This is a genomic window from Flavobacterium resistens (assembly GCF_900182645.1).
Lineage (GTDB): Bacteria > Bacteroidota > Bacteroidia > Flavobacteriales > Flavobacteriaceae > Flavobacterium > Flavobacterium resistens.
In genome coordinates this window covers 351,055-371,580 of record NZ_FXTA01000003.1, presented here as the reverse complement: position 1 = coordinate 371,580, position 20,526 = coordinate 351,055, and the positions used below count along the sequence as shown (strand labels likewise).

General features: G+C 31.9%; 22 protein-coding genes. 12 read left to right on the top strand and 10 right to left on the bottom strand.

Annotated features, from left to right (window positions below):
* Positions 1-32: 32 nt before the first annotated feature.
* Positions 33-1,316, bottom strand: a complete 1,284-nt coding sequence (locus tag FN795_RS13030; protein ID WP_142450997.1) for a DUF3300 domain-containing protein — start codon at positions 1,314-1,316, stop codon at positions 33-35.
* A gap of 236 nt (positions 1,317-1,552) precedes the next feature.
* Here FN795_RS13030 and FN795_RS13025 point away from each other — a divergent pair, with 236 nt between their 5' ends.
* Positions 1,553-2,614, top strand: coding sequence for a WD40/YVTN/BNR-like repeat-containing protein (locus tag FN795_RS13025; protein ID WP_142450996.1), 1,062 nt, complete (start codon positions 1,553-1,555; stop codon positions 2,612-2,614).
* A gap of 85 nt (positions 2,615-2,699) precedes the next feature.
* Here FN795_RS13025 and FN795_RS13020 read toward each other — a convergent pair whose 3' ends face one another.
* The 4 genes from FN795_RS13020 to FN795_RS13005 are packed head-to-tail and all read right to left on the bottom strand — an operon-like array spanning position 2,700 to position 5,447.
* Entirely contained in the window at positions 2,700-3,158 is a 459-nt protein-coding gene (locus tag FN795_RS13020; protein ID WP_035647275.1) for a sensor of ECF-type sigma factor, read from the bottom strand.
* Between the two features lie 17 nt (positions 3,159-3,175).
* Positions 3,176-3,589 (bottom strand): hypothetical protein, encoded by a 414-nt coding sequence (locus FN795_RS13015; protein ID WP_142450995.1) that lies wholly within the window; start codon positions 3,587-3,589, stop codon positions 3,176-3,178.
* 33 nt (positions 3,590-3,622) lie between these two features.
* On the bottom strand, positions 3,623-4,165 hold the full coding sequence (locus FN795_RS13010; RefSeq protein ID WP_142450994.1) for an RNA polymerase sigma factor: 543 nt from the start codon (positions 4,163-4,165) through the stop codon (positions 3,623-3,625).
* Between the two features lie 58 nt (positions 4,166-4,223).
* Positions 4,224-5,447 (bottom strand): SRPBCC family protein, encoded by a 1,224-nt coding sequence (locus FN795_RS13005; protein ID WP_142450993.1) that lies wholly within the window; start codon positions 5,445-5,447, stop codon positions 4,224-4,226.
* Between the two features lie 458 nt (positions 5,448-5,905).
* Between FN795_RS13005 and FN795_RS12995 the strand changes: the two genes are divergently transcribed.
* Positions 5,906-6,286 carry a pyrophosphohydrolase domain-containing protein gene (locus FN795_RS12995; protein ID WP_035647261.1) on the top strand — a complete coding sequence of 127 codons (381 nt, stop codon included), beginning with the start codon at positions 5,906-5,908 and terminating at the stop codon, positions 6,284-6,286.
* Between the two features lie 242 nt (positions 6,287-6,528).
* On the opposite strand, the gene FN795_RS12990 is transcribed toward FN795_RS12995, so the two are convergent.
* The gene (locus tag FN795_RS12990) at positions 6,529-7,599 is read right to left on the bottom strand and encodes a branched-chain amino acid aminotransferase (RefSeq protein WP_035647259.1); all 1,071 of its coding nucleotides are present in this window, start codon (positions 7,597-7,599) and stop codon (positions 6,529-6,531) included.
* Positions 7,600-7,909: 310 nt separating this feature from the next.
* On the opposite strand from FN795_RS12990, the gene mnmD reads away from it, so the two are divergent.
* Both mnmD and FN795_RS21570 read left to right on the top strand, forming a co-directional pair.
* Entirely contained in the window at positions 7,910-8,575 is a 666-nt protein-coding gene (gene mnmD / locus FN795_RS12985) for a tRNA (5-methylaminomethyl-2-thiouridine)(34)-methyltransferase MnmD (RefSeq protein ID WP_142450992.1), read from the top strand.
* Between the two features lie 166 nt (positions 8,576-8,741).
* Entirely contained in the window at positions 8,742-8,939 is a 198-nt protein-coding gene (locus FN795_RS21570; protein ID WP_026730370.1) for a hypothetical protein, read from the top strand.
* Positions 8,940-8,968: 29 nt separating this feature from the next.
* On the opposite strand, the gene FN795_RS12975 is transcribed toward FN795_RS21570, so the two are convergent.
* Positions 8,969-9,913 (bottom strand): LysR substrate-binding domain-containing protein, encoded by a 945-nt coding sequence (locus FN795_RS12975; RefSeq protein ID WP_142450991.1) that lies wholly within the window; start codon positions 9,911-9,913, stop codon positions 8,969-8,971.
* Positions 9,914-10,020: 107 nt separating this feature from the next.
* Between FN795_RS12975 and FN795_RS12970 the strand changes: the two genes are divergently transcribed.
* The 4 genes from FN795_RS12970 (at position 10,021) to can (ending at position 13,393) form a co-directional block, all read left to right on the top strand.
* A complete protein-coding gene (locus FN795_RS12970) occupies positions 10,021-10,500 on the top strand; it encodes a Dps family protein (RefSeq protein ID WP_035647250.1) in 480 nt (159 codons plus the stop codon).
* A 122-nt stretch (positions 10,501-10,622) separates the two neighbouring features.
* Complete coding sequence (locus FN795_RS12965; protein WP_132989912.1) at positions 10,623-10,907, top strand: hypothetical protein; 285 nt, start codon at positions 10,623-10,625, stop codon at positions 10,905-10,907.
* Between the two features lie 80 nt (positions 10,908-10,987).
* Positions 10,988-12,637: a SulP family inorganic anion transporter gene (locus tag FN795_RS12960; RefSeq protein WP_142450990.1), complete on the top strand. Its 1,650-nt coding sequence runs from the start codon at positions 10,988-10,990 to the stop codon at positions 12,635-12,637.
* 120 nt (positions 12,638-12,757) lie between these two features.
* Positions 12,758-13,393 (top strand): carbonate dehydratase, encoded by a 636-nt coding sequence (gene can, locus FN795_RS12955; RefSeq protein WP_026730365.1) that lies wholly within the window; start codon positions 12,758-12,760, stop codon positions 13,391-13,393.
* A 38-nt stretch (positions 13,394-13,431) separates the two neighbouring features.
* Here the strand turns inward: can and FN795_RS12950 are convergent, their stop codons facing one another.
* Together FN795_RS12950 and FN795_RS12945 are read right to left on the bottom strand one after the other, a co-directional pair.
* Positions 13,432-14,634, bottom strand: a complete 1,203-nt coding sequence (locus FN795_RS12950; protein WP_142450989.1) for an LETM1-related biofilm-associated protein — start codon at positions 14,632-14,634, stop codon at positions 13,432-13,434.
* Between the two features lie 111 nt (positions 14,635-14,745).
* On the bottom strand, positions 14,746-15,273 hold the full coding sequence (locus tag FN795_RS12945) for a superoxide dismutase family protein (protein WP_142450988.1): 528 nt from the start codon (positions 15,271-15,273) through the stop codon (positions 14,746-14,748).
* A gap of 213 nt (positions 15,274-15,486) precedes the next feature.
* On the opposite strand from FN795_RS12945, the gene FN795_RS12940 reads away from it, so the two are divergent.
* From FN795_RS12940 to FN795_RS12925, 4 genes are all read left to right on the top strand, one after another.
* Positions 15,487-15,912 (top strand): META domain-containing protein, encoded by a 426-nt coding sequence (locus FN795_RS12940; RefSeq protein WP_142450987.1) that lies wholly within the window; start codon positions 15,487-15,489, stop codon positions 15,910-15,912.
* A 33-nt stretch (positions 15,913-15,945) separates the two neighbouring features.
* The gene (locus FN795_RS12935) at positions 15,946-16,467 is read left to right on the top strand and encodes a DUF4251 domain-containing protein (RefSeq protein WP_142450986.1); all 522 of its coding nucleotides are present in this window, start codon (positions 15,946-15,948) and stop codon (positions 16,465-16,467) included.
* 36 nt (positions 16,468-16,503) lie between these two features.
* Complete coding sequence (locus tag FN795_RS12930; RefSeq protein ID WP_142450985.1) at positions 16,504-17,394, top strand: transporter; 891 nt, start codon at positions 16,504-16,506, stop codon at positions 17,392-17,394.
* 81 nt (positions 17,395-17,475) lie between these two features.
* The gene (locus FN795_RS12925; RefSeq protein WP_142450984.1) at positions 17,476-17,961 is read left to right on the top strand and encodes a hypothetical protein; all 486 of its coding nucleotides are present in this window, start codon (positions 17,476-17,478) and stop codon (positions 17,959-17,961) included.
* Between the two features lie 53 nt (positions 17,962-18,014).
* Here the strand turns inward: FN795_RS12925 and FN795_RS12920 are convergent, their stop codons facing one another.
* Positions 18,015-20,522 carry a mechanosensitive ion channel family protein gene (locus tag FN795_RS12920; protein ID WP_142450983.1) on the bottom strand — a complete coding sequence of 836 codons (2,508 nt, stop codon included), beginning with the start codon at positions 20,520-20,522 and terminating at the stop codon, positions 18,015-18,017.
* Positions 20,523-20,526 lie beyond the last annotated feature (4 nt).

Genomic DNA, 20,526 nt, shown 5'->3' with positions numbered 1-20,526 from the left:
GATTTTTTTATTTTAGAAATATGATTTTGATATTAACCTCTTCTACCGCCACCTCTAGAGCCGTTTTCTCTTTGCGGTTCACTGCTTCTAGATTCTTGTCTCATTTGTGGAGCTTCAGAACGTGGTGCACTTTGAGGTCTTGAACTATAAGATCTGTTCTCTGAGTTTCCTCTGTTTTCAGAGTAACTTCTTGATGGTTGTGCTTGTTGTGCAGGAGCAGTTCTTTCAACGCTAGGTCTGTTCATTGAGTTTCCTCTGTTTTCAGAATAACCTCTTGAAGGATTATTGTTTTGAGATGCTGGTCTGTCTGCATAATTTCTGTTTTCTGAATTCCCTCTTGGAACAGAAACAGCTGGATTATTTCTACTGTAATCTGGTCTTGAAGGAGTAGTAACAGGTGTATTGTTTTCTCTGTTGTTTACAGCTGGACGGCTTGTATTGTTATAATTTCTGTCTGAATTTCTAGTTGAATTATAGTTTCTGTCTGAAACTCTGTTTTCTCCATATTGAGGTCTTCCAGAATTTGATCTGATTGGATTGTCATTGTTTTGATAAGCATTATAGTTTCTGCTTGTTGCTCTTCTTTGGTCCAAATCATATCTGTTGCTTGTATTCACGTGTCTGTCTGCAAAACTATAATTAGGTCTCATTCTTTCGTAGCCATAAGTGCGTCTTGATTCGTAAAGAATCGGAGCTCTATAACTTCTTCTGTAGTTAACATAATTGTAGCTGTAGTTTGCGTTAATGCAAATATTTACGTTGTTTCTATATCTGTAAACAGGGTAAGGTCTCCACGCTGTGTAATAAGTTGGATAATACCCCCAATTCCAAGTAGAACAGTATGGTCTGTAGTTGGTTACCCAAAACGAACCGTAAATTACTGGAACAACATTGTAAACAGGCTCATAAATATAGTTTGCGCCATACAAATAAGTGTTACCAACTACTTGAACAGTTACTTTGTTATAGTTGTCTCTTTCTACATCAATTGTTGCAATGTCTTGGTAAACATCACGATCTAAAACTGCCTGGATAATTACTACGTGAGTTCTGTTTTCTACAGATTCGATTACACGTAAATAATCAACTTGATCATCTCCATTTAAATCAAGATTTGATATTTGATATTTTGGATCATTCAATCTTCTTTCAAAATCCTGAAGATTTGATGATTCTCCAAACATTGAAGCAACAGCTCTTAAGTCTAAATTATCGCTGATGTCTGAGTTTTTTGCATAAACAGTGGCTTGGTTTTGCGCTGAACAAGAACTAAGTCCGATGGTTAAAAATGCTAGTATAAGTAGGTTCGCTTTCATGGCAAATAATATTAAAAAATTAATTATTGTAGAATATCCAATTACTGTGCCAAAAAAATAATTTACATGCCTGATTCTTTTAAAAAGCTAACTGTTAAATAGTTGTGTTTTGTTGGATTGTTTTTATTTTTGCTTAGACAAAAAATAGTGTTCAAAAATTTTATTATCAAAAAAAACAAAAGCTATTTTATATGTTATAAATAATTGTATTTTAGCAAATACTAAATCTAACCTACATGAGAAAAATTATATTATTTTTTAGTTTATTTGTTTTGTTGGTGTCTTTTAAAGCATTGAAAAATAGTGATAAAGCACCAGTAACAGGTGGTTTTGTTTCGATGCAGACAGAAATTTTGTTTCAGGATAAAATCAGCATCAGAGCTATTTCAATTGATAATAATAAAGTTTGGTACGGAGCCGATAATTCCCGTTTTGGCTGTTTTGATTTAGATAAAAGAGAAAAATTTGAAGATCATATTTACCGCGACACTCTTAATTTAGAGTTTAGGAGCATTGCTCAAAATACAAAAAGTGTATTTTTATTAAGTGTTGGAAATCCTGCTTTATTGTATCAGGTTGATAAAAAAACCAGAAAAGTAAAATTAGTTTATAAAGAAGTTAATTCGAAAGTGTTTTACGACAGTATGCAGTTTTGGAATGACAAAGAAGGAATTGCAATTGGTGATCCTACGGAAGATACTTTTTCTATTATTGTTACTCGTGACGGAGGCGAAACCTGGACAAAGCTATTATCTGATAAATTGCCTACAAATACTCAAGGTGAAGCGGCTTTTGCGGCAAGTAATACCAATATTGTAATTAAAGGAAATGATACATGGCTAGTTTCTGGCGGAAAAAAAGCTCGTGTTTTTTACTCTCCTGATAAAGCAAAAACATGGAAAGTTGTTGATACTCCAATTATGCAGGGCAAAGAAATGACCGGTATTTTTACAGCTGATTTTTATGATGCCAAGCACGGTTTTGCAGCAGGCGGAGATTATGAATTTCCAGAGAAAAATGCTGAAAACAAAATTTGCACTAAAGACGGAGGGAAAACATGGGAATTAGTAGGGCAGAACCAAGGTTTTGGATATGCGTCATGTATTCAATATGTTCCGGGAAGTAATGCAAGAGAATTGGTTTGTGTGGGTTCTTCAGGAATTCAGTATTCTCAGGATGGAGGCGCAACATGGAAACAATTATCAGATGATTCTAAGCTTTTTACTATCAGATTCATTAATAAAAATACTGCAATTGCTGCGGGTTATAATAAGTTAATCCGAATCACTTTTATATAATCAGACAATATCTTAAAAATAACAAACCCCCTAAATAATAAAGTAAGTATTATTATATAGGGGGTTTGTCGCTGTTGTACTTTTCTTAATCTTTTGCAGCTTTATCGCGATATTGTTTTAATAATTTTCGGTTAAAGTCGTCTTCAGATTTTTTAAGCTTTAATATTTTTTTGGCTGAAAGTATTTTCTTTAAGTTCGAATTGTATTTTTCGCGTAAAAGATATAATTCCTTATCAGTGCTTTCCATTTGTGCGAGCAGGACTGCAGCTTCTTTTTCTGAAATTGAATTAATATTATCATCATCCAGACGCTCTAGATAGGCTTTCATTTTTTGATGCCTCAATTCAAATTGTCTATCATCATAGGCATTGTAAATAGGCCAGAATTTTTCAGCTTCTGTGGGAGTCAGTTCTAATTCGGTTGTTAAAAAAGAAACTTTATAAGCTTTAATCTTTTCACGTTTTTCATCTGTTTTTCCACTTTGGGCATAAAACGAAAAACTTACCAGGAATAAAATTATCGGCAATATGTTTTTGATTTTCATCTTTTAAGTTTTGTTTTTTATTCAGAAATTAAGTGTTCAATGTTTGGATTTGATGCTAGAATGTCTTCAAGAGTTTCATCTTCAATAGCAACATTTTTATTTAGTTTTTGAATATCTTTAGTATCCAAATTCTGAATCAGATCATATTGATTCAAATTTGACTGATAAGATAAATAAGTTTCTAAAGTGGCTTCGTCAAGTTCTTTAGAAGTGGCATTGTAATTATTGACTATAGGAATCATCAGTGCAAAAACAACTACTGCGGCCGCAGCAATTGAAATTACATTCTTGCGTTTGTAAAACGGTATTACTTTTACTTCTTTTTCGTTAATCTGTTGTAAAACTTTTGCCGATAAATCATCAAAATAATGCTCTGGAGTTTTAAATCCAGATTTGATTTTCGGTTCGTTTTCTAATTTAAATGCTTTCATAATGTCTATAAGATAGTTTTTTTTACAAAAGGTTTAATTTGATGTAACATATAATTCAATTTTTTTTACCGCATGATGATAAGATGCTTTTAAAGCACCTACTGAAGTTCCTAAAATTTCAGCAATTTCTTCATACTTTAATTCTTCAAAATATTTCATTTTAAAGACTAATTGTTGTTTTTCGGGCAAAGTGATTATGGCTTTTTGGAGTTTTATTTGAATTTCATCTCCATCAAAATATATATCAGATTTTAAATTCTCTATAGTTTTTGTCTGTAAAGCTTCTGATGTCAATCCGCTTAGTTTTGCTTTTTGATTTAAAAAAGTCAAAGCTTCGTTTGTTGCAATGCGGTACATCCAGGAAAAAAGCTTGCTTTCGCCTTTAAAGTTTTTTAAATATTGAAAAACCTTTACAAAAGTATTTTGCAAAACATCATCTGCATCATCATGATTCAAAACAATGTTCCGAATATGAGAATACAGTGGTTTTTGATAATCAGACAAGAGTTTTTGAAACGCAGCGTTTTGCGTTTTAGGATTTAATAATTCTTGTATAAATTCCTTCTCGTCTGTCAAATTTTTTCATTTATCGTATTAGAATGAATTTTAAGCTAAAGGTTTAAAAGTCTTTATTTTAGAATTCGTCTTCTTCAGGTTTTGCTGGTGGAGTAGTGACAGGTTTTGGTGCTGCCGGTTTTGGTTTTACTGGTTTTTTTACAACAGGTGTCGTTGCTGCCGGATTTGTTGCAGCAGGATCTGCGGTTGTTGTATTTGTTTCCGTTGGATCAGGCTGAGAACCGTAAACTTCAGTAGTTGGAGCTGTTGTTACCGGAACAACTTTAGGTTTTGTTGGGAAATAAATTTCAGTAAGTAATTTAGACGAACTTTTTGTGTCTAATTTGCTTACTGTTAAAATTTCTAGATGCGACCAGCTTAAATCAGGCATAATTTTTTGATTGTTTATATAAGCTGTAGTTTTAGCAATTGCTTCGCTTGTATGCGAATAATCACCTGTTAAAGTTGTTTTTACAGCTTCAAAACCATTTAATTTTCCTGATAAGATATCACTTCCTGAACTAGTCGAAATTTCTTTGTTTATTGGTAAACAGATTGAAATCTTAGCCAATCCTGTTGTTGTATCGTAAGTGTGGTAAATAATAAAAGGTTTGCCTGTTGTTTGTAGCGCATTGGTTTCGCTAAAATGAATAAGTTTCGGAATGACAATTCTTGCGTTTTTATTTATTTTAGAAATTTCACTTGTAAAAGTTTGTTTAATATAAGGTGTTTCTGTTTTTTGTACAACACCGTCTACTTTTATATTGTAGGTTTTAGTTTCGTAATCCAGATTTTTGTCAATGTTGGCAAGGCTTTTTTCATAAATTGTTCCAATAACTTTGTTTGAACCTCCATTAAGCGCTGTGTAAATTTTGAACAAAAAGCTCATTGTTCCTTTTGCTTTCCAGGTAACTTTTGTTTTTCCCGCTAAAGTATCTTTGAAAGTCCAGTTTACGTCGGCCTCTGTGCCATCATATTTCATTTTTTGTTGAATGCTTTCTCCATCTTTTGTTTTAAGAGTGATTGCATTTCCAGAACCTTCAGTTCCTGTCCAGTAAAATGATGCGCCGTTTCCAGCTGTTTTATTTGGGAAAGTAAAATTTAATGACGGATCTTCAAGAGCCCAAGATTCAAAATCTTCATAATTTCTAAAGTCATTTATATAATTATAGACAGTAGCTTTTGGTGAATTGATTACTTTGCTTCTTTCTACATCAAAAATTCCTTTTTGAGTAGCAACAAAAACGGTAAGAGCAACTAAGCTTAATAATGCTAAAAGAAATAAATATTTTAGAATCTTCATTTGGGTAGATTGTTTGGTGTCGTAAAGTTATAAATTTTTATTACTAGTAGTACTAAAAATAGCACCACGATAAAAATACACTTTATAAATTATTTTGATCAAAAAATATTCAAATTAAACGATTTTGAAAGTGTTTAATTATAAATTTTGAAATTTATTTTATGAAAGTAAAAATCGGGATTCGTTATCTATCTTTTGAAAAAGATTTTGATCACAAATAAAAGAGCAATGAAGAGTAAAAATACAAGCAAAACTTTGTAATTTCCTTTGTAGAATATTTTATGAAGCGCGAGATCTTTTCGATATGCAAATATCATAACGATTACAAAAGCAATAAAAAAACAGACTCCGAATATTAATTGTCCCTGACTAAACATAGTTAAAATTATTTTTGGCAAATTTAGAGAATTGTATACGAATTGTTGCTAATTTGCCAATTCATTTAATCAATTAAAAACATGAAGAAACAACTGGATGCCGTAACGGAATTTCATACGGCTTTTAAAATAGGTCATAGTCAGACTCCAATTGCTGATTTGGGAGCAACTAAAAAACTACTTCGTTATAATTTGATGAAAGAAGAAAACGAGGAATATCTTGAAGCTGTCCAAAATAATGATTTGGTCGAAATTGCTGATGCTCTTGGAGATATGATGTATATTTTATGTGGAACTATTATTGAACATGGTTTACAAGATAAAATCGAAGCTGTTTTTGATGAAATTCAGCGTAGTAATATGAGTAAACTTGGAGAAGACGGACAACCAATTTATCGCGAAGACGGAAAAGTAATGAAAGGACCAAATTATTTTAAACCCGATTTTTCGAAACTTTTATAAAACAGAATTCTATGCCGAAGATATTTAAACATATAGAAACATAGTTTTTGATCGTGTTTAAAAAAGGCGTTTCACTTGCATTAATGCACATAGTTACGTGTGAGAAACAAGTTTCTTTTAGTATCCTTTATAAATACATTAAATCAATATTTTCTATGTGTTTAAATTTAAGGAACTACTATAAAAGCAAAAACCCGATAGGAAAATAAAATCTTATCGGGTTTTCTTTTATTGATTTTGGTTTATTGAACTTTAACTGTCCATCCATAAGTGTCTTCAGAAAGTTTGTTTTGAAGACTTGTTAATTTTTCTTTTAAGAATGAAGCGTATGAATTCTCGATAGGAGTCATTTCATAATATTCACCTTTATAAGAGAAACCTTTGATTACACTGATAACTGCAGCAGTTCCAGCTCCAAAAATTTCTTTTAAAGATCCGTTTTTAGCAGCTTCAACTAATTCAGAAACAATAACCGGACGAACTTCAACATTTAATCCTTCTTTTTCTGCCATTGCAATCAAACTTTTTCTGGTAATACCATCTAAAATTCTTTCGCTTGTTGGAGCAGTTAACAAAGTATCATTGATTCTGAAGAAAACATTCATTGTTCCTGCTTCTTCAAGTTTAGTGTGCGTTGCATCATCAGTCCAGATAACTTGCTGGAAACCGTCTTTGTTTGCTAAGTTAGTTGGATAAAATTGTGCGGCATAGTTTCCTGCAGCTTTTGCAGCTCCAATTCCGCCATTTGCAGCTCTACTATAATGTTCTGCAATAATTACTTTTACTTCACCGCCATAGTATGATTTTGCAGGAGAAAGTAAAATCATAAATTTATATTCATCAGATGGATTTGCGATAACTCCAGGTCCAGTAGCAATCATAAAAGGACGAATGTACATACTTGCACCGTTTCCTCTCTGAATCCATTCTTGATCGATTTTTAATAATTCATTTAAACCTTCCATAAAAATATCTTCCGGAACTTCTGGCATTGCCATACGAACAGCAGAACTGTTGAAACGTTTGTAGTTTTCATCAGGTCTAAACAACCAAACATCATTGCTTTCATCTTTATAAGCTTTCATTCCCTCGAAAATCGCTTGTCCATAATGAAAGACTTTAGAAGAAGGATCCATCAAAATAGGAGCATAAGGCTTAATGACCGGAGTCTGCCATTGTCCATTTTTGTAATCACATTCAAATAAATGGTCTGTAAATACAGCACCAAAGCTTAAGTTTTCAAAGTCTACAGAACTTATCTTAGAAGAAGTAGCTTTTCTGATTTCAATTTTGCTTGTTTGAGTTGTACTCATAATTATGTAAAGTTTTATCGAATTGAATTCTTAACAGATGAAAATATAACGTAATGATCTGATGAAGAATAGGTTTTTGTTGAATGCAAAATTACGGAAAAATATGTAATTTGCTTAGTAAAACTGCATTAATTCCTGCATTTGACTGAGATTTATTTATCTTATAATAAACCTAAAATTTTGGCTAAGTTTTATAAATTATTTATGAAAAAAGTACAGTTTTTTAAGGCTTTACGCATTTGTTTTGATTAATTTTGATCAATAAAAGGGGCTGTAAATCAGTTAAAGTCCATTATAAAATTCGAAAATTGTGAAAAGAGAAATAATTAAAACGCTAGATGGCTCAACAACAATTCATTTGGAAGAATGGAATGAAAGTTATCACTCAAAACATGGCGCTATACAGGAAGCAAAACATGTTTTTATAAAAAACGGACTTTCATTATTTGAAGATAAACCGGTAACAATTTTGGAAATTGGTTTTGGAACTGGTCTTAATGCTTTTATTACTTTTTTAGAATCAGAAAATAAACAGCAAACTATTGATTATGTCGGAGTAGAAGCATATCCGGTAAATGCGGAAGAAGTTCTGGCGATGAATTATGTTGCTGAATTGGAAGCATTGGAATTTGACAACATTTTTGAGAAAATGCATAAAAGCGAATGGAATCAGAAAACCGAACTTAGCGACAAATTCTGGTTAACCAAAAGGAAACAATTTTTTGATGAAATTGACGATTTTGAAATTTTTGATTTGATTTACTTTGATGCCTTCGGATATCGTGTTCAGCCGGAACTTTGGAGTACCGAAATTTTTCAGAAAATGTACAATAGTTTAAAACCGAATGGCGTTTTAGTAACATATGCTGCCCGTGGAGTTGTTAAAAGAAGTATGATTTCTGTTGGATTTAGAGTCGAAAAATTAGCTGGTCCTCCAGGAAAACGAGAGATGTTTCGCGCCTTTAAAGACGCTTAGAACGAGTTGTTTAGAATGATTCTATATTGAAGTATATGTTTTAAGAAAACGTATTCGTTGCTAAAGTTTTTAAAAAAAATAGTTAAAAAGAGTTGTTATAAAGGTTATTTGTTTAAATTTGGTGCGAGTTTAAAAAATTAGATAACCCCAAAAATCTTATTTTATTATGTCAAAAATGATGTTTGATTACACGAAATCAATACTTGAAAGAGTAAGTTTCGATCCGGTACTTTTCTGCAAAGAGTTAGAAAAAGCTATCAAAACACTGTTACCTTATGAAATGGAACAATTGCAAGAATGGTTGTTAAGTTTTGTAATAGAAAAACCAGAATTAAAACAAAGTCTACTACTGATCAAAGTATAAAAAAAGGAGCCAAATTGGCTCCTTTTTTATTACGCTTTCTTTTGTAGCGGACTTATGATTTGAACATTCTGAAAAACAATTGCTCCTTTTACAACGCCGGCAATTGTAGATCTGATTGCGTCAATGATTTGCATTTTTAATTCGCTCTTTGGGTAAATCAAACTTACCTCACGAGCAGGTTTTGGTTCCTTAAAGTTACGGAGTTTCAGTTTATCGGATTCTTTTAAGTCTAAGGTGTGCAAGTACGGAAGTAACGTTGTGCCCAAACCTTCGTCGGCCAATTTAATTAGCGTTTCAAAACTACCGCTTTGAATCTGGAAATTATTTTGATCGGCATCAGAAACGCTTTTGCAAAGATTTAAAATTCCGTCTCTAAAGCAATGTCCGTCTTGTAAAAGCAGAATTTCATTTAGATTTAAGTCTGCAACTTCAATTTCTTGTTTTTCAAAACTAGCATGATGTTCCGGAATATAAGCCACAAACGGTTCAAAATACAAAACGATTTCTTTGATTTTTTCATCTTCAAGTGGAGTTGCCGCAATTGCCGCATCCAAATGTCCGTTTTTTAATTTTAGAATAATTTCTTCCGTATTTAACTCCTCGATCAAGAGTTTAACTTTTGGATATTTTTTGATGAAATTATTCAAAAACATTGGCAAAAGCGTTGGCATTATCGTCGGAATAATTCCTAAACGAAATTCACCGCCAATAAAACCTTTCTGCTGTTCAACAATATCTTTGATTCGGTCTGCTTCGTTTACAATATTTTTAGCCTGGTTTACAATTTTTTGTCCAATATCAGTCAATTGTATTGGTTTTTTGCTTCTGTCAAAAATTAAAATATTGAGTTCTTCTTCAATTTTCTGAATCTGCATGCTTAAAGTGGGCTGTGTTACAAAACACTTTTCAGCAGCCAGAGTGAAATTTTTATGTTCTGCAACAGCTAATACATATTGCAATTGAGTTATAGTCATATTGATAGTAATTTTTGATACAAAAATAAGAAAATATAATTTTTATTTATATAATTTTCGTGAAACTTACTTTAAATTTGTAGTAAATTAGTGTAAAAAATTAGATTATGAAAACAAATATTTTAGGATTACCAGTTAAAGAATCAGAATTGTTAGTAAAAGAATTGAATATTTTGCTATCCAATTTTCAAGTATATTATCAAAATCTAAGAGGAATTCACTGGAATATTCGCGGAAAGCGTTTTTTTGATCTTCATGTAAAATTTGAAGAGTTATATACAGATTCTCAGCTTAAAATAGATATGATAGCCGAAAGAGTTTTGACTATTGGAGGAACTCCTCTGCATACTTTCGAAGATTATATCAAAAACAATAAATTGACTGTTGGAAAAAATATTTCAAATGATGAGAAAGCAGTTCAATTGATTGTTCATTCATTGTCTGATTTGTTAAAAATAGAAAGAGAAATCTTGAATAAATCTGGTGAGATTAATGACGAAGGAACAAATTCTATGATGAGTGACTTCATTGCAGAGCAAGAAAAGACAATCTGGATGATGAATGCATGGCTTGAAGAAACGATTTAAGTAATTGTTTATTAATAAAATAAAAGCAGAACGACATGAGAAATGGGTTCTGCTTTTTTGTTAATGTTAAATTTCTATAAAAAAAACTTTGATTTTATTTCTTTAACGCTATTTTTGCCTCAATGAAATTAGTCGCTCGCATATTATTATTCATATTTATTGCTTTCCTGGCAACACCAACTGTGGTTACGCTATTGAAGAAAAGCAATGATACGTCTATGTTTTTCAGTTTTTCTGAAGAGGAGCACTCACACAAAGAACTTAAGGCTGCTGTTTACCCGGCAATACTTCAGCATGAGGTAATAGTGCCAGTTTATATTGAAAAAAAGACCATAGCGTCTGAAAATATTGTAAAACTAGAGAATATTTCTCCGAGCATATTTGCTCCACCCCCTAACTTGGCATAATACTTCCGATTATTTTGAACTGGACTGCATTTGCATAAATGCGGTTAATCTTTAATGAATAATTTTTTTAGTATTGTGTTATGACAAAAAAAATCAATCTTTTTGCTAACCTAAAATCTGACTTTGCCTCAGGTTTGGTGGTTTTTTTGGTGGCTCTTCCGTTGTGTCTAGGTATTGCAATGGCTTCTGGAGCACCTTTGTTTTCTGGAATTATAGCAGGTGTTATTGGCGGAATAGTAGTAGGTTACTTAAGCCAGTCACACATTAGCGTTTCAGGTCCAGCTGCTGGATTAACAGCAATTATTTTAACCGCTATTACTGATTTTGGTGCTTTTGATGTGTTTTTGCTGTCTGTTTTTATCGCAGGAATAATTCAATTAGCATTAGGGTTTTTAAAAGCCGGAAGTATATCAAATTATTTTCCTACCAACGTAATTGAAGGAATGCTAGCCGGTATTGGTATCATTATTATTTTAAAACAATTACCGCATGCTTTTGGTTATGATGCTGATTTTGAAGGTGATCAGGCTTTTATTCAAAATGATGGAAGCAATTCGTTTTCGTTTTTGTTTAATGTCATTAATCACATTCAATTAGGAGCAGTAGTAATATCAGCTATTTCATTGGTTATACTTCTTGCTTGGGACAAAGTGCCGTTTTTAAAGCGCTTAAAATTAGTTCCGGGCGCTTTGGTTGCCGTTGTTGCTGGAGTAGTACTTAATGAAGTTTTTGTTTCTTCAGGAAGTTCATTGGCAATTGCAAAAGAGCATTTGGTTTCTTTGCCTGTTCCAAAATCTTTTGATGATTTCAAATCTATTTTGATTCTTCCAAATTTCAGCGCCGTTACAAATCCACAGGTTTGGGTTGTTGGTATTACAATTGCTATTGTAGCTTCTATCGAAACATTATTATGTATCGAAGCTTCTGACAGAATGGATGTTCAAAAGCGTTATACTAATACCAATGTTGAGCTTAGAGCACAAGGAATTGGGAATATGATTAGTTCGCTTTTAGGCGGTTTGCCAATGACATCTGTAGTGGTAAGATCATCTGCAAATAATAATGCAGGTGCAAAATCAAAAATGTCAACCATTATTCATGGTGTACTATTATTAATTAGTGTGTTGTCGATTCCGGCAATTTTAAATAAGATTCCATTAGCAACTTTGGCTACAGTTTTAATTTTAGTAGGTTATAAATTAGCTAAACCAGCAACTTTCATGCATTTCTGGGAAAAGGGCAAATATCAATTTGTGCCTTTTATAGCAACTTTAGTCTTTGTTGTTGCTACAGATTTGCTGAAAGGGGTTGCGTTGGGAATTATCATCAGTATAATTTTTGTACTGAGAGGTAACTTAAAAAGAGCTTATATTTTCAAAAAAGAAGAATATGAAGATGGTGACATCATTCATATTGACTTAGCTCAGGAAGTTTCATTTTTGAATAAAGCTGCGATTAAGCAAACTTTAAGTGAGATTCCAGAAAATTCAAAAGTGGTTATCAATGCGCACGATACGGAATATATTGCGCATGACGTTTTGGACTTGATTCGTGAGTTTAAAGAAACCCGAGCTATCGACGAAAATATTAAGGTAAAACTTAAAGGTTTTAAAGAAGCTTACGAACTGGAAAATACTCCAGAGAACAATAATCATGTTACTATTGAGCATTATTATGATGTCGCCAAAAGAGCTTTGGTGAAAAAAGAAACAGTCAAAGAAAAGTTTTAAAACAAATAACAAAAATTAAAATATTTCTATGACATAAGAAATGTCAAAATTTAGGTAACTTTACATAAGTTCTTTTTGATGCCTTAAGGCAATAGAAATATCATTCAAAAAATAAAAAAAATGAGAAAATTTTATGAGCAGTTATTAGAGAATAATAAAAAATGGGTTGAAACTTCATTAGCAAAAGACCCTAATTATTTCGCTGATCTTGCAAAAGGGCAACAACCACCATTATTATGGATTGGATGTTCTGACAGCCGTGTTCCTGCAAACGAAATTGTTGGTGCAAAACCGGGAGAAGTTTTTGTGCACAGAAACATTGCAAATATGGTTGTTCACTCTGATATGAATATGCTAAGTGTTCTGGATTATGCAGTAAATGTTTTGAAAATAAAACATATTATTGTTTGCGGACATTATGGATGTGGTGGTGTAAAAGCTGCAATGGGGAATCAGTCAGTAGGAATTATAGATAACTGGATTCGTCATATTAAAGATGAATACCGTTTACATGATAAATACTTGAATTCAATCGAAGACGAAACGGAACGTTTTAATGCTTTTGTTGAAATCAATGCTAAAGAACAAGTTTATAATTTAGCTAAAACATCAATTGTTCAGGGTGCTTGGAAAAACGGTCAGGATTTGATGCTTCACGGATGGGTTTACGGATTAAATTCTGGTTTTGTAACGGATTTGAATGTTACAATCAGTTCAAATGATGAGCTTGATACTGTTTATCAGCTGGATTTATAATAGAAAATAAAAAATCGCCTCAAAAGGGCGATTTTTTTTTATTCATTTTCGTCAAGATTTTCATTAAAAGCTGACGGAAGCATTGTTGGAATAAACTTTATCAAAATTGGCAATAATAAACTTCCTCCCGGAAGCAAGAAAATCGTCAATGACGGAATCGTTTTACAGATATCCAAAAGCTGTTTTTTTACTTTCTTCTTTTCTTTCGCATCCAAATCTCGGGTTGTTGAATAAGCCAAAAGCACCATTAATTCTTTACTTTGGACAATTTCTTTTACCAATCGGTTTTTGTTTCTTATAATCAATTTTACAACGGTGTGTGTCATTTGATCGTAAAAATGCTTTACCGGATTTGAATAATTGAAATACGGAATTTTCTTTTTATGAGTAGTAATAAATGTATTTGTTGTTGCAATACTATTTGTCACAAAATCATCTGAAGTATTCATCATCGAACCTAATGAATACAAGAAATAAGCCTCTTCATTTTCAACAACGCCATCGCTCCATAATGCCATTCCGGCCATATCGATTAAATAGTAATGTTCTAATGTATTGCTAAAATAATCCAGAGACAATGTTTCTAACGTTTCAACAGTAACTTTCGAAAATTTAGAATAACGAATTGATGCTTCAAAAAGTTTTATCAATAAATCATCGTGTTGTGATTTGACCGTTTTTGTTTTTAACGCAAGTCCCACGATTCCTAATACTGTTTCTTCAATACGTTTTAAATATTTGTCAGGAATAGCGCCATGTTCCAAATATTGTCTGAAGGCCAATACATCAATAAATAATAAAGCATTTGTAACTAAATGCGAAAAGTTTTTACTGATAATACTGTCATTCGTTTGAACTCTCTGGTCTATTATATTTTCTAATGAAAGGGAAGGAGTATCTTTTGGAAGTAAAATTTTAAACAAGTTGAAACCTTCCGGATTCATCTGATTGTAGAATTTTAAAGCTTCTGAAATAAAGTTATTGGGTTCCGAGTTTCTTTTTTCCAAACAAAAAACATGATACAAGGTGTTTAATAACGCAACTTTAGAAATTTCGGTCTTAAACCAGCCTTTTATCGGAATTGGAATTTGCGAATCTATTGAAATGATATGTCCATAGATAAAGCCGGTTTCTCTAACTTTATAGTAAAACGAATCTGTAGTTTCAAAAGGAATTGCTTCTGAAAACTTTTGTTCACTAAAAAACTTATCTATCCAGCCTGGTGCCGATGCGTTAATCATTAACTTTAATTTGAGGCTACAAAGCTAATTGTTTTTTCTTGTTTTAGAATTCATTTTAAATGAAATAACCACTAGATTTTGTGAAAAAATAGTGGTTATTGTGATTTTTTATTATTTGATGATTCCTGCACAGGCAACTCTACCACCTGCATTTCCAGTAGGTTGTGTTGTAAAGTCATCTGTTCCCTGATGCACGATCAAACCTTTTCCTAAAACATCTTTGTTTGCATCGCCACAGCCAACGCACCATTCGTCAGTAGTTAATGTAATAGTTCCGTTTCCTTTTGCATCGGCAGTAAAGTTTCCGATATCACCTTTATGATATTCGCCAACTCCCCATTTTCCATGTTTTTTGAAAGTTGGATTCCAGTGTCCACCTGCAGAACTTCCGTCTGCTGCAGAACAATCTGATTTTTCATGAATGTGGATGGCATGAACTCCAGGTTGTAATCCGGCAACTTTTGCAACAAAGGTTACTTTTCCGTTTTTCTCCGTAAAAGTTGCAGTTCCGCTAACAGTACTGTTGCTTTTTGGTTCCAAATTTACAGTCAAAGTTTTGGCATCATTTGATTTTGTATTAGTCTTACAGCCAATAATTAAGGCTGTAATTATAGCGATAGAAACAAGTGCTTTTTTCATATGAGAGGCATTTAAATTAAAGATTAAGTAAATTTAACATAAAAAAGCCGATATAATTAACTCTAAAAGTTAAATATATCTAAAACTATTAAACGTAAATTAATGACGCTTTGAGCTCAGAACAAAAAAATATTGCTTAAATTCGTATAGCTTTTTAACGAAAAATTTCCCAAATCTCGTTTTATAATTCATTAATTTTTAATGCTTAACGTTATGATGAAGAATTTTTTTTCCCTTGTTTTCTTTTCTGCAGTGCTAATTTCATGCAAATGCCAAAAAACGGATTCAGTTTCTAAATTAGATGGAAATTGGGAGCTAAATTATATTACCGGCCCAAGAATAGCTTTTGATGGTTTGTATCCCAATAAAAAACCAACAATCAATTTCAATACAAAAGAAAATCAGGTTTCAGGAAATAACAGTTGTAATTCATTTACCGGAAAATTAGTTGTTGATGTTAATAAAATTGATTTTACCCAGCCAATGGCAGTTACAAAAATGATGTGCATGGATGGGAAGGGCGAGCAGGTTTTCATGAGTACACTTCAGAAAATAACTTCTTACGACATTACCGATGACGGAAAAACTTTAAATTTTATTTCAGGCGATATTGCTATGATGCGATTTACCAAAAAATAAAAGCATTCTATTTTAACTCTTAAATTTTATTTTATGGCAGTTAAATTATCCACTTTATTATTGTTCGTCAGTTTTTTGAGTTTTCCGGCTTTTGCCCAGGAAAAAACTAAAAAAGAACTTAAAGCAGAGCAAGAACTGAAAAAACAAAAAGAAATTGAAGCTTTAATCGATTCGAAAAATTTTGTTTTTGAAGCCCAGAAAGCTACTCCACAAGGAGGAAGGCTTTTAAATCTTGATTACAATACCTATTTTTTAAAATTTAATGAAACAAATACTACTTGCGATCTTCCTTTTTTTGGACGCGCTTATAATGTAGCGTATGGAGGCGATGGCGGAATCAAATTTGAAGGTGTTCCTGAAAATATTAGAATTGAAAAAGCAAAGAAAAAATATACCGTAAGAGCCACAGTAAAAGGAAAAAATGATGTGTATGACCTTTTGTTGAATGTTTTCTTTAATGGAGATGCTTCTTTATCGGTAACCAGCAATAACAGAGCGCCAATTTCTTATGATGGTGAAGTCGAAGCGCCTAAAACAAATGAAGTTAAAAATTAAGATTGTTTAATTGTTTTGTTCCCAATTCTTTAATTTATGCCAAAAAAATACTTCTGCGCGACTTTACTTTTGTTTTCGATTATAAGTTATGGTCAGGATTTAGAGCCAAGAGCTTATGCTAATGTTCCCAAAAAACTTAATGTAGCTGCATTAGGATATGTATTTATGGACGGAAATGTGGTCACCGAGCCGTCTTTGCCGATTTCTGATTTTAAAATTCAGAGTCATAATATTGCTGCGAGTTATATCAGGACTTTTGGTCTGGCAAATAAACTGGCGCGTATTCAAGTTTCGCTTCCTTTTACTTTTATGGATGGTTCTGCATTAGTTGCAGGTGATTTAGTGACAGGTTCAAGGACTGGTTTTGCCGACACAAAAGTGCGTTTTGGTATCAATTTGCTAGGTTCTCCTGCTCTTGATAAAAGTGAGTTTAGGGCTTTTCAGCAAAAAACAATTTTAGGGGTTAGTTTGGTAACTTCAATTCCGACAGGAAGATATTATGACGATAAGCGGGTTAATATCGGTACAAACCGATGGGGAATAAAACCTGAAATTGGTATTTCAAAACGATTCGCTCATGTTTATGCAGAAGCGTATGGAGGGGTTTGGTTTTATACCGACAATAATGATTTTCTAGGAAAAAGATTGGAGCAAAAGCCTACTTATAGTTTACAGGCACATGCGAGTTATTATTTTAAAAATCAAATGTGGGTTGGTTTTAATACTACTTGGTTCTTTGGCGGAAAAACAATAATTGATGGTGTTCCTGAAGCTAGCCAAATTGATAACTGGAGGGTAGGAGGCACATTTTCAACACCTATAGCAAAAGGACAATCCATTAGATTTCAATATCATGTTGGGGCTTTTACCAATAATGGTTTGGATTATTATGCTTTATCCGCTGTATATCAATATTCTTTTTTCTAAAATAGTGATTAAATGCAAAACATTTAAAATCAATATATTTAAGAGTGCATAATTTTTAGGAACAAATTAAAAATCAAAACTATGAAAAAGTTAAGTCTTATTTTAATTATGGCAATTGCCACGTTTTCAGTTAATGCGCAATCTTCATTCAAAGAAGATGTAGAAGTTTTGCAAAGTATTTACGGAAAATCGAAAAGTGATTTAGTGAAACAATACATGAATTTATCTGATGAACAGTCAGTTGCTTTTACGAAAGTTTACGACAATTATGAAACACAACGTAAAGCTTTAGGACAGACTAAATTTCAGCTTATTAATGATTATGCAGCTAATTATGCCACTTTAACTGATGCAAAAGCAGATGAATTAGCAAAAGGCACATTAAAAAATCATATTGCATACGAAAAACTATACGAGAAAACCTATGGTCAGGCTAAAAAAGCAATTGGCGCTATAAATGCAGCGAAATTTATTCAGCTTGAGGTTTATCTTCAAACGATTATAAGAAGTGAGATTTTAGAAGCAATTCCGTTTATTGGAGAATTAGATAAGACAAAAGTGCAGTAAACTTTTTATAAAAGAGAAAAACGGCAACAGTTAAATAAACGGTTGCCGTTTTTTTATTCTTTTTCAGATTCTTTATTCTCTTTTTTTATAATGTGAATATCTTGTTGTGGAAAAGGAATTTCAATATTATTTTCTCTAAAAGTTTTATCAATCAAAATAATCAAATCGCTCTTTACATCATTTGCGAAGTTGATATGACTTACCCAAAACTTGATCACAATGTCAATTGCGCTTGTATTAAAATCTTTAAACCAAATAATTGGCACAGGATTTTCTAACACTAAAGAATGATTTTTTAATATTTCTTCTAATATTGTTTTTGCTTCTTCCAGGTTCGTTCCGTATGCTACGCCAATCGTAATATCAGTTCGTTTTTTATTATTCGATAAGGTCCAATTTGTTAAATGTTGGCTTAATAAATCTCCATTAGGGATAATTACATCGGCACCATCAAAAGTGGCCACAACGCTGCTTCGAATTCCTATCGATTTCATTGTTACGGTTTGTCCTCCAATTTCAATTGTATCATTTATATTTACAGGTTTTTCAAAAGCAATAATAAGTCCGCTTACCAAATTGTTGACTAAAGTCTGGAGTCCAAATCCAATTCCAACTCCCAATGCACTAATAATGATAGTCAAACGATCAACTGGAATTCCCGAAGAAATAAATGCCAGGCTGATTCCGATACTAAAAATCGCAATTTGGATAAGAAGAATCCAGCTTCCAAATCGATTTTTTCGGTTAGCATTAAAGGAATTTGAAGAACTGCTGGTTAAAAAGGAAACAATTTTAGCGATAAGCACAGAAGTTGTAATAATGAAAAAGAAAACGATTATACTCTGATACGAGTAATTAATGTCTCCAATAGTTCTTGGTTCATTAAAAAAACTTATAATTGGATCTAGGATTGCATGAAAAAAGTATGAGTTTTTTACAATCGAAATTAACCATCCAGCAACAAATAAAACATTGATTATTGGGCCGTAATATATGGTTTCAAATTCGTTAAGTTCTTGTGGTTTTCCCTCATTTGATTCTTTAAGAAAGTTGGAATATTTTAGAATATCTACAATCAAACGATACGTATTTGTAAACAAATAATACATCAGAATTGTAATGATTCCGTTGATCATCAATAGTTTTCCTAAATTATAATTTTCATCAAACAGGATAAATAAAATTGATCCTATTTCGCAAATAATCATTACAATAAGACTGTATTTAAAAAAAGGATTTAGAATTTCTTTACTCTTTTTTAAATTATAAATACTAAATATAGTCGAAGCCGATGCAATAAACAGAATTAAAAAAACTTCAGCTACAGAATGAATTAAAATATTGTTATCGTACAAACCCGACAGAATCAAAACAACATAAATCCTCCAGACAAAATTTTCTTTTTTGCAAAAATGCTCTTTGTTTACAATCGTTAATGCGACCATTGAAATAAACCAAATAATTGATGTAAAAGCAAACGGTGGAAAAATAAATAAAAAATTGAATATTGTAAATGAAATCAATATGCCGCAGCTGACTGGATGGATGAAAATTTGTTTTGAAAAATTTACATTCTTATGAATACCCTCTTTTATAAATTTGCTTCTTAGAAAAAATAAATAAATGATTAAGCATAAAGCTGCTAAAAGCATTAGAATAATTGCATTAAAGTGATTTGTTATAAAAAACAGTAAGATGATCACTACTTTGGTCACCGAATAAAAGAAAGCTTCTTTAAAAGTAGTGTTGCCTGTATTTGTTTTAAAAATTTCTCCATCAGAATGAAGTAGATTCTGAAATTCATTTTTTCTAATATTATCAGTTTCAATAATGTCGCTTTGAAGGTCATATTTAAATTGGCTTCCAATAATCTGAAGTTTGCTGATACTGTCTAAAGCATCTTTAAATCGCTTGTTTAGAAGATCTACATCAGTATTCATTTGCGAATATCGTTCGTAATAAAGTGATTTTCTTAAAGAATCTTTTGGAAGCGTAAAAAGGGATTTTTTTATGGATAAAGAATCGATTACGCTTTGTATTTCGCTTAATTCGGTTCTGTTTTTTTTAATTTTTGTAAGCTGAATTTCTACTCTTGTCTGCAGCTCTTTCAACATTATTGACGTAACGGTAATGTTTCTAAGGGTCTGAAAATCATTTTTGTTTTTGATGATACCATCAATTGCCGTTTTTTTGAGCTTAATAACATAATCTAATTCTGAAGTAAAGCCTTTATAGTCAATTCCGGTTTTTAAGGTAAGATCTGCTTTCTGAATGTTTTTAGAAATGGCATCGAATAATTCTGCGCGCTCTCTGCTTATTTTATTTTCTTTAAATAGCGTATTGCTTTTTTCCTCATCTAGTTTTAATAAGTTTTCGATTTTATTGTATGAAGAATTTTTATCATCTGATTTTGTAGAATCGGTTAAAGGATGATTTTGGGAATACAATGCATAAAGTTGAAAAAGGAAGAAAAATAGAATAGAAAATGTTTTTGAAATGAAGAACTGTCGTTTTGCAATTTTATAAATAAGATTATTTGCTATAATATTATAAAATTTCATAACA